This is a genomic window from Bradyrhizobium jicamae (genome assembly GCF_001440395.1).
GTDB lineage: Bacteria > Pseudomonadota > Alphaproteobacteria > Rhizobiales > Xanthobacteraceae > Bradyrhizobium > Bradyrhizobium jicamae.
In genome coordinates this window covers 1-8,406 of record NZ_LLXZ01000100.1, presented here as the reverse complement: position 1 = coordinate 8,406, position 8,406 = coordinate 1, and the positions used below count along the sequence as shown (strand labels likewise).

At 61.7% G+C, this 8,406-nt stretch carries 11 protein-coding genes; 5 read left to right on the top strand and 6 right to left on the bottom strand.

The annotated features are described in order from the left end of the window. Positions 1–204: helix-turn-helix domain-containing protein (locus CQ12_RS15560; RefSeq protein WP_157088244.1), on the bottom strand; the 204-nt coding region annotated here is incomplete at its 3' end. A gap of 119 nt (positions 205–323) precedes the next feature. Here CQ12_RS15560 and CQ12_RS15555 point away from each other — a divergent pair. Further along, positions 324–959 (top strand): pyridoxamine 5'-phosphate oxidase family protein, encoded by a 636-nt coding sequence (locus tag CQ12_RS15555; protein ID WP_057836178.1) that lies wholly within the window; start codon positions 324–326, stop codon positions 957–959. Here CQ12_RS15555 and CQ12_RS15550 read toward each other — a convergent pair. Together CQ12_RS15550 and CQ12_RS15545 are read right to left on the bottom strand one after the other, a co-directional pair. Further along, positions 956–1,684: a glutathione S-transferase family protein gene (locus CQ12_RS15550; protein ID WP_057836176.1), complete on the bottom strand. Its 729-nt coding sequence runs from the start codon at positions 1,682–1,684 to the stop codon at positions 956–958. The two genes, CQ12_RS15555 and CQ12_RS15550, sit on opposite strands and share 4 nt — an antisense overlap. Before the next feature lie 61 nt (positions 1,685–1,745). After that, positions 1,746–1,994, bottom strand: a complete 249-nt coding sequence (locus tag CQ12_RS15545) for a hypothetical protein (RefSeq protein WP_057836175.1) — start codon at positions 1,992–1,994, stop codon at positions 1,746–1,748. A gap of 204 nt (positions 1,995–2,198) precedes the next feature. Between CQ12_RS15545 and CQ12_RS15540 the strand changes: the two genes are divergently transcribed. Both CQ12_RS15540 and CQ12_RS15535 read left to right on the top strand, forming a co-directional pair. After that, positions 2,199–2,897: a helix-turn-helix transcriptional regulator gene (locus tag CQ12_RS15540; RefSeq protein WP_057836174.1), complete on the top strand. Its 699-nt coding sequence runs from the start codon at positions 2,199–2,201 to the stop codon at positions 2,895–2,897. A gap of 45 nt (positions 2,898–2,942) precedes the next feature. Then, the gene (locus tag CQ12_RS15535) at positions 2,943–3,269 is read left to right on the top strand and encodes a YkgJ family cysteine cluster protein (RefSeq protein ID WP_057836173.1); all 327 of its coding nucleotides are present in this window, start codon (positions 2,943–2,945) and stop codon (positions 3,267–3,269) included. 41 nt (positions 3,270–3,310) lie between these two features. Here CQ12_RS15535 and CQ12_RS15530 read toward each other — a convergent pair whose 3' ends face one another. Together CQ12_RS15530 and CQ12_RS15525 are read right to left on the bottom strand one after the other, a co-directional pair. After that, on the bottom strand, positions 3,311–3,715 hold the full coding sequence (locus CQ12_RS15530; RefSeq protein ID WP_057836172.1) for a hypothetical protein: 405 nt from the start codon (positions 3,713–3,715) through the stop codon (positions 3,311–3,313). Between the two features lie 198 nt (positions 3,716–3,913). Then, positions 3,914–4,267: a DUF3307 domain-containing protein gene (locus CQ12_RS15525; RefSeq protein WP_198164163.1), complete on the bottom strand. Its 354-nt coding sequence runs from the start codon at positions 4,265–4,267 to the stop codon at positions 3,914–3,916. A 421-nt stretch (positions 4,268–4,688) separates the two neighbouring features. Here CQ12_RS15525 and CQ12_RS15520 point away from each other — a divergent pair, with 421 nt between their 5' ends. Then, on the top strand, positions 4,689–6,095 hold the full coding sequence (locus CQ12_RS15520; protein ID WP_057836170.1) for a TAXI family TRAP transporter solute-binding subunit: 1,407 nt from the start codon (positions 4,689–4,691) through the stop codon (positions 6,093–6,095). Between the two features lie 24 nt (positions 6,096–6,119). Here CQ12_RS15520 and CQ12_RS42300 read toward each other — a convergent pair whose 3' ends face one another. After that, complete coding sequence (locus CQ12_RS42300; protein ID WP_083519301.1) at positions 6,120–6,605, bottom strand: DUF1127 domain-containing protein; 486 nt, start codon at positions 6,603–6,605, stop codon at positions 6,120–6,122. A gap of 166 nt (positions 6,606–6,771) precedes the next feature. On the opposite strand from CQ12_RS42300, the gene CQ12_RS15515 reads away from it, so the two are divergent. Continuing rightward, positions 6,772–8,340, top strand: coding sequence for a winged helix-turn-helix domain-containing tetratricopeptide repeat protein (locus CQ12_RS15515; protein WP_057836177.1), 1,569 nt, complete (start codon positions 6,772–6,774; stop codon positions 8,338–8,340). The last annotated feature ends 66 nt before the right edge of the window (positions 8,341–8,406 follow it).

Here is an 8,406-nt window from a genome sequence, read left to right as displayed (position 1 = left end):
GCGCTCCAGGTAGCGCGAGCCGGCGTCGGTCAGCGTCACCTGCCGCGTGGTCCGCTGCAGCAGCCGCGCGCCGAGCCGCTCCTCCAGCGCCGCGATCAGTCGGGTGACGGCGGACGGCGACAGGCCGAGCTTGCGCGCCGCGGGCGCAAAACCCCGCAAGTCGGCCACCGCGACAAAGGCCTGCATGGCGTCGAGCCGGTCCATCTCACTATTGCATATCCAGCAATAGTGAAGTGTCAATTCCCGAGATTGTTTATACTACCGAAACATCCATTTTAGGGGCCGAAGGACGACCGTATTGGCGCTCCATGTGGGAGGCTCAGATGTCTGACGTTCACGCCTATTCCAGCGACGTCGCGTTCACCCCGGCGGTGAAGGCGATCCAGGCCCGCAAGGGCTCGCGCGATGCCTATGCCGGCGTCGAAGCGCGCGGCGGCTGGCGCACCGAGATCGACGAGAACCTCGCCGGCTTCCTCGCCGAAACCAACAGCTTCTATCTGGCGACCGCCTCCGCCGGCGGGCACCCCTATATCCAGCACCGCGGCGGTCCCAAGGGTTTTATCAAGATCCTCGACAAGAACACGATCGCGTTCGCCGACTACAGCGGCAACCGGCAGTACATCACCCAAGGCAATCTGTCGGAGAATCCGAAGGCGCATATTTTCGTGATGGACTACACGCATCGCCGGCGCGTGAAGATCTGGGGCGAGGCGCGCGTGGTGGAGGACGATGAAGCCCTGACGAAATCGCTGATGCCGCAGGGCTACAAGGCGCGGCCCGAGCAGGTCATCCTGTTCCGGATTTCAGCGTGGGACACCAACTGCCCGCAGCACATCCCGCAGAAGTTCGATGCCGCCGATGTCGCGCAGGCGCTGGCCGTGCGCGACGCCCGCATCGCTGAACTCGAAGCCGAGCTGGCGGCGTTGAAGGGACAGCCGGCCGCGACGGATCCCACCTAAGCGGCCTGCTGCACCGGCGCCCACGCGAATTCCGGGTAATACAGCAGCATCATCCGGTCGACATAGGCGGTGAGGTTGGCGAACTGCTCGGTCCGCTGCCGCAGCGCCGATTCGAAGAACGGCGTAAGAATTCCGGCGAGCGCGCCGAAGGCGGTGGCGTCCATACCGCATGGTGTTTCGCCCATCAGGAACGGCTTGTCGCCAAGCTGCACCGACAGCGCAAACAGCGAGCGGACCGCGAGATCGATATCCTCGTCCGGCGCGTGACGGCCGAGGCCGCTGAGCAGATAGTTCTCGGCGACGCGAAACTGCGCGTCCTCGCGCATCTTCTCGCGCAGATGCAGCGGCGCGCTGTCGAAGAAATGCGCCGGTCCCTTGGCGAAATTGTCGCCATCGACCCAGCGCGCGCCAACCAGCGCCCAATAGATGTGGTGCTCGATCATCCGCTCGAAGGCCCAGGCCTGCGCCCGCGCCTGCAGGCTGAGCGGCGCATCGAAATCGAAACCGTATTTGGCCTCCAGATGCGCACGGATGAAGGTGGAATCGGCGATCGTCTCGGCCTCGTCGACGATATAGGGCAACTGCCCCTTCGGAGAGGCCGGCGGCTTGGCCCTTTCCTTGCGATAGGCGAGACCGGCCATCTTCAGCTGGACCTCGGTCTTGGTCACAAAGGGGCTGATCTCCGGCAGGCCGAAACCGGCGCCGAAGCCGTAAAGGACAATCATGCTGGTCTCCCGATCTCAAAACATGCCCCGAGGCTAGCGCCCCCCTGCTGCCACCATGGTGTCAGCAGCAGCAATGCTGGCTATGGCGCTCCTCCTCCCGCGGCGTACGGTGCTTGCGCACCCACGCCACGAGTTGCGCTCGCGCCAGGGCACCCATTGCCGTGAGCGAGCGCCACGCCAGCTCGACCATCGCCCAACGCAGGTCTGACGTGACGCAGTGGATGGAAACGAGCTGTTCCAATGCAAATCCCTGGACATTGGCGAGAGGTCCGCGGCTTCCCAGGGGGCCGAATTCGCTGAAAATCGTCATGGACAAATTCCCTTCACTTGAGGTGTTGTCCCGATATACCGCCCCCCTGCTGCCAACATGCTGTCAGCATCGGGCAGATGCCCTAGAGTCTTTTTGGTTCTGATTGCATCAGAACCGGACTCCAGGTTTTTGTTTTGACGCGTTTTCTTTACGCGAACCGGGATCCACTTCGCTGGAAAACGCTATGGAAAAAAGAGACGAGCCATGAGACGGGCCGACCGGTTATTCCAGATCATTCAGGTGCTCCGGCGCACCCGAAAACCTTTGACGGCGGACGCGATCGCGGCCGAGCTGGAGACGTCGAAGCGAACCATCTACCGCGATATAACGACCCTGATCGAACAGCGGGTGCCAATCCGCGGCGAGGCCGGCGTCGGCTACATCCTGGAAAAGGGATTCGACCTGCCGCCTTTGATGCTGACACCCGATGAGATCGAGGCCTGCGTGCTCGGCGCGCAATGGGTGGTCGGCCATGCCGACCCCGCGCTGGCGCGGGCAGCCCAGGACCTGATGGCGAAGGTCGCCGAGACCGTGCCCGAGCGCCTGCGGCCGTTCGTGCTGGAACCCGCCAGCCGCGCCCGGCGGGCATGGAACCGGGAGCCCGACCGCATCGACATGGTGCGGACACGGTCGCAAATCCACGACGGCAAGAAGATCACGTTGAATTATCGCGACGAGCGCGGCCGCGACAGCCAGCGCACGATCTGGCCGATCGCCGTCGGCTATCACGAGGCGGTACGGATCCTGGCGGCGTGGTGCGAACTGCGGAAGGATTTTCGCAGTTTCCGCACCGACCGCGTCGTCGACGCGGTCTACCACGACGAAAAATATCCTGAGAGGCGCGACATCCTGCGGGCGAAATGGCGCCGCAGCCTGGTCTGGGAGGCGCCCAAGGATACCTGACGGCGGCGGCTGGCCGCGGCCGTCATTCCGGGTTAAACGCTGTCCATGCAAGGAATCGCCGCCGAGAACCAAAGCCCCTGCCAGGCCTGCGGCGCCTGCTGCAGCTATTCGCAGAATTGGCCGCGTTTTACCATCGAGGACGATGCGGCGCTCGACCTGATCCCGGAACGGTTCGTCAATGAACGGCTGTCGGGCATGCGGTGCGAGGGCGACCGCTGCTCGGCGCTGTCAGGCAAGGTCGGCGAGGCTGTGTCGTGCCTGGTCTACGCCGTGCGGCCTGAGGTGTGCCGCACCTGTATGCCCGGCGATGTCGAATGCGCAATGGCGCGAAAGCGGCACGGATTGCCGGTATTTCCCGTCGTCTCTGCCTAGTGCGCAATTGCGCGCGGGCGCAAGGACGACGGCTGAGCAAGTTACGCCGTCACGGATTCCGCAAAATCTTCTTCGTCGATCTCGTCCTCGATCGGCTTGAAGGTCGAGAGCGGCTTGGTCGAAAGCGTGATCGGCTTGCGGCCGTTCTGGGATGACGATGAGGCCGAACGCGCGGCGGGTTCGCGCGACAGCGCATAGAGCGTGGAACCGACCCGGCCGCCGAAATGGATCAGCTCGCGTTCGGTGCAGCTCGCCGCGATGGCGAGGGCCAGCGCGTGCAGATGGCTGCGGCGGTAGCAGAACAGCGCCAGCATGGCGCGGACGTCGGACGAAACGCTGTCCACCAGCAGCGGCAGGCCGTGCGCATTGGCGCGATACATCTCGCCCAAGAGCTCGTCCCGGACCGGACAGAAATCATTCTCGAAGGCGGCGCGACTTGAAAACATTGCGGGTTCTCCCTTTCCGGAAGATGCCGTGCAATTCTCTAATGAAGGGTTAACCACGCTTGCCAGTAGTGTTCCGGGGGCCTTGCCAGCCACGGCTGAATCAGAATCGAAAAACATGATTCGCAATCGGCGCAGATACGCGCCTTGCGATGCCGGAGGATGGTTGAAATCAGCAGGTGACGCTGCCGTCGCGCAGGATCAGTTCGCCGCCATGAAGATCGCCAGGCCGAAGCCGGTGAGATGGTGCAGCGCCTGGTCGACGCCGATCAGCGTCCAGAACCACGGATGCTCGTTCTCCAGCGTCACGCCGAAGCGGGACGCGATGATCCCCTTGAGGCGGTCGACGATGAGGTGAATGAAGAAATCGATAAAGGCGACGAACCAGAAGCGCGGCGCGACCATCAGGATCAACACCAGCGATACCGCCAGGTGCACGAGGCAATGCGCGAGCAGCGGCAGCGCCCAGCCGGTCTTCTGATCCTTGCCGATCGCCATCCAGGAAGTTTGCAGCATGAAGTCGGCGATGACGTGCTTCACTGTCAGAAGCAGCATCCATCCTATCAGCGCACCTACCGGGACCGAGGACGACATCGAAGGAAACAACAAAGCTGACGCCCTTTGCTGGGACTGACGGGTGGCGAAAAAACCGGGGCCTAGGCTGTCAGCGCAATGTTCTTTTCAAACCCGGACTACTCTAGCGTTGCCTTTATTTATGACATCTCCCGGGCAGGAATGCACCTCTCGGTAGTCTGAAAATCGCACGGTGTGGCGGAACTGCGATACTGCGGCACCGGCGCACAGCGGACTTGTACGGGTAAGGTTACCGACCAGCGCGGTTTGCAATCCCATAGGAGCGGGCTATCATTGCCCGGCAGGCAAAATTATCGTTCTTTTCTAGGTATTTACGAATTCATTCGGACGCCTGCCGCGCCAGCTCGGCGGCGACACGTCCCTGACCCTCCAGGTACGAGCCATGAGTGCTGAAGCCCGAACGCCGCATCCGAAAATGCCGCGTCGCCGTTCGCGGACGGTCAAGAGCAACCGGGCCCAGATCCTGCTGTTTTCGATCCTGACACTGGTCCTGACCGCCGCCGTGGTGTGGGGCGGCCGGACCCTGCTGCGCAATTCCGAAACGCTGGTATTTGCGGTCGGTGAGACCAACGGCCCCGAGGCGCGCTTCGCCGCCCGCCTGGCGACGGTGCTGAAAAATAACTCCTCGCGGCTGCGGCTCAAGATCGTGCCGAACGGCGACAATGCCAAGGCGTTGTCGCAGTTCGACCGCAAGGAAGCCAACCTTGCGATCTTGCGCACCGACGCCAGGATACCGCCCCGCGCCCGCGCGCTGGCGATCCTCGAACACGACCTGCTTCTCCTGATCAGCCCGAGCGGCAAGAAGATCAAGACCATCGCGGAGCTGAAGAAAAAGAAGATCGCGGTCATCGCCGACAGCGAGAGCGGGACTGCGCTCGTACGCAACATTCTCGAATTGTCGGATACCCCGGACGCGGCGACGCGGGTGCAGATGGCGCCGCCGGGCCAGACCTTCGACCAGCTCTTTGCGGCGGGCTTCGGCGCAGTGATCAAGATCGCGCACGCCTCGCAAATCGTAAAGGACAAGAGCTACGAGCAATATGCCAGGCGCGGCGGTTTCGCGTTGAACGCCATCGAGTCGGCGAAAGCGATCGCGCGAAAATATCCGGCGATTTCAGAGGAAACGGTGGCAACCGGCATGCTGTCCGCCTCGCCCGCCCTCCCTGCCGAAGACGTCGACACGATCGGGCTCGAATGGCTGCTGGTCGCGCAGTCCAAGCTCTCGACCACCACGGTCGGCGATCTGGCGCGAATCATCTACGAGAACAAGGCCGAGCTCGCGCTGCCCGACGGTTTCGCCTCCAAGATCGAGCCGGCCGCGACCGACAAGGACGCCTTCATCGTGGCGCATCCCGGCGCCGCCGAATACATCAATGATGAAACCAAGTCCTTCGTCGAGCGCTACAGCGACCTGATGTATTTTGCGCTCGCCGCGCTCAGCATCATCGGCACGATCTTTGCCGCCATCTATGCCAAGATCACCCGGGTCGCGCCGGAAAAGGCCAGCCAGCTCGCGACCGCCATTCTCGATGTCGGCGAGCGCATGGAATACGCCAACTCGCTGGACGCGCTCGACGAACTGCAGGACGAACTGGAAACGATCCTGCGCGGCGTGGTGATCGGCTTGCGCGACGGCACCATCAGTAGCGACGGGCTGGACACGTTCAAGCTCGGCTATGAATTCGTGCGCGACGAGATCGGCCTGCGCCGCGAGCATCTGAAGCGCCATGCCGCGGATCATGCGCCGGACGACAAGGTCGTGGTGGTGAAGACCGCGCAGAGCGCGTAAGACCAGACAATCAGTATCCTGCGATCACCATGCCCGGCCGCGGGCCGTCGCGCAAAGCAGCTTTTGCAGGGCTTTGCGAAGATGAGCTGAACGGGATCTCAATCGAGGATATAGAGGCGGGCTGCGATTGAGAGATCGAATAACGATCGGTCGAAGCCGCGTCTCGTTAAAACACAGCAGCGGACATCGGCGGCCCCGTCGTGAATATCCGGAAAGGGCGAGAAGCTGACCACTGCATGCAAGCCGATGCGCCTCCTCTTCAGCCACTCGCCTGGTCGCCCGCCCGACAAACCGTGGGTCGATAGTCGGGCTCGAGACAAAATGTTCGATCAAACCGCGTGAAATTCCAATGTCCTTGAGATCATGATCATTGAGTTCATACAAGACGGCCCGCAACTTACGACGGCTCCGCTGCTCCTGAAATGCACGCCAATATCGTTTGAAGAAGGCGCGGACTGGCCGGATGGCAGGAATCAGGCGTACTTCGCCTGCCGCGTGGTTCGTGTTCATTGATGCGTCTCCGGGATAAGCGGCTCACCCGGAGGAACGTGCCCCTACTCGAACAGACCTGCTTAATCCGCGGCTTACATTTTGCTTACCGGCGGCTTAATCTTTGTAGTTGGCCGTGGTGGAGCACCTCCCGAAGATCCCTCGGGAGTATAGGGGAAGTGGCAGATTGCGCTATCACTTCGAAGACTACACACTTGACACGGACCGGCGCGAGCTGCGTCGGGGCGACTTGATTCCTCTCGCGCCACAGGTATTCGACCTCCTTCACTACCTGATCCGGAACAGGGAACGTGTAGTCAGCAAAGACGACATCATCAGCGCAGTCTGGAACGGTCGCATTGTCTCGGATGCCGCATTGACGACCCGCCTCAATGCAGCTCGCACAGCAGTCGGTGACACCGGCGAAAAACAGCATCTGATCAAGACGCTGCCGCGCAAGGGATTCCGCTTCGTGGGTACTGTCCACGAGGATCCAGGGCAGCCAATTGCAACCGCACAAGGCAATGTCGGCACGCCGCCCGTGGACACAGCACCTCGGCTTTCCATCGTGGTGCTGCCATTTGCAAATATAGGCGGTGACGCTGAACAAGAGTATTTCGCGGACGGCGTGACGGAAAGTCTAACCACGGACCTGTCGCGCATCAGCGGCTCGTTTGTCATCGGCCGACACACTGCGTTTACCTACAAGGGCAAGTCGATTGCTCTCAGGCAGATCGGCAGTGAATTGAACGTTCGCTATCTCCTAGAAGGCTCTGTTCAGCGAGCCGGAAAACGGCTGCGCATTAACGTGCAGTTGATCGACGCCGAAACCGGCAACCACCTCTGGGCGGAGCGTTTTGACAAGCCCGTCGCCGACCTTTTTGACATGCAAGACGAAATCGTATCGCGGCTCGCCAATACTTTAGATGCCGAACTCGTCGCCGCTGAGGCCCGGCGGGCGGAGCATTCGTCTAATCCAGACGCGTTGGATTTGGTTTTCCAGGGGAGAGCTTGGTTGAACAAAGGGGTTACCCCCGACTGCATCGCCCGAGCACGGAGCTTTTTCGTCCAAGCCATGGCACTTGATCCCGGAAATATCGAGGCCATGGTTGGTTTGGCGATGGTCGATGTCTGGACTGGGGCAGCCCTCATAACCGACGACCCGTCAGTGCAGTTTGACGCGGCCGAAGCAATCTGCACTAAAGTGTTGTCCCTTGCTCCTAACCATGCTGGAGCGCATTTGGTTCTGGGTGGGGTCCGCATATTTTCGAAACGCGTGGTCCAGGGCATCGCTGAATTCGAGCGTGTGTTGGCGCTGGATCGTAATTCAGCATTTGCTCACGCTCTCATCGGGTTCGCCAAGGTTCTCCTTGGTCGCGGCGCGGAAACTGAAGCTCACGTCAACGAGGCGCTCCGCCTTTCTCCTCGTGATACTCAGGCCCCGCGGTGGTTCGTATGGGTCGGCGTCGCCAAGGTGGCACTCAACGCCGATACCGAAGCAGCCGCGTGGCTGCGTCGGGGCCTTGAGGCAAACCGAAATTACTCCCTTGCGCAGTTCAATCTCGCGGCTGTTCTCGCGCTGCTCGGGGAGATAGACGAGGCACGGGCCGCGGCGGAAGCGGGACTTGAACTCGATCCGACGTTCAGTATCCGTCGCTTTCAAGCCAGTAATGCTTGGAGTGACAACCTGGCTTACCTTGCCGGACGCGAACGACAGTGCGAGGGCATGCGATTGGCCGGGGTACCTGAGGTCTGATGTCTGCTTCGGGTCACGTGTGGACGGCGCCCTGGCAAGAACTTTCTGACGGCTTGCAGCATTGGT

What these genes read in the sequence shown, in the direction of transcription:
- CQ12_RS15550 (WP_057836176.1), bottom strand. Translation starts at nt 1,684, where the DNA reads ATGATTGTCCTTTACGGCTTCGGCGCCGGTTTCGGCCTGCCGGAGATC.
- CQ12_RS15555 (WP_057836178.1), top strand. Translation starts at nt 324, where the DNA reads ATGTCTGACGTTCACGCCTATTCCAGCGACGTCGCGTTCACCCCGGCG.
- CQ12_RS15540 (WP_057836174.1), top strand. Translation starts at nt 2,199, where the DNA reads ATGAGACGGGCCGACCGGTTATTCCAGATCATTCAGGTGCTCCGGCGC.
- CQ12_RS15535 (WP_057836173.1), top strand. Translation starts at nt 2,943, where the DNA reads ATGCAAGGAATCGCCGCCGAGAACCAAAGCCCCTGCCAGGCCTGCGGC.
- CQ12_RS15525 (WP_198164163.1), bottom strand. Translation starts at nt 4,267, where the DNA reads ATGCTGCTTCTGACAGTGAAGCACGTCATCGCCGACTTCATGCTGCAA.
- CQ12_RS15520 (WP_057836170.1), top strand. Translation starts at nt 4,689, where the DNA reads ATGAGTGCTGAAGCCCGAACGCCGCATCCGAAAATGCCGCGTCGCCGT.
- CQ12_RS15545 (WP_057836175.1), bottom strand. Translation starts at nt 1,994, where the DNA reads ATGACGATTTTCAGCGAATTCGGCCCCCTGGGAAGCCGCGGACCTCTC.
- CQ12_RS15530 (WP_057836172.1), bottom strand. Translation starts at nt 3,715, where the DNA reads ATGTTTTCAAGTCGCGCCGCCTTCGAGAATGATTTCTGTCCGGTCCGG.
- CQ12_RS42300 (WP_083519301.1), bottom strand. Translation starts at nt 6,605, where the DNA reads ATGAACACGAACCACGCGGCAGGCGAAGTACGCCTGATTCCTGCCATC.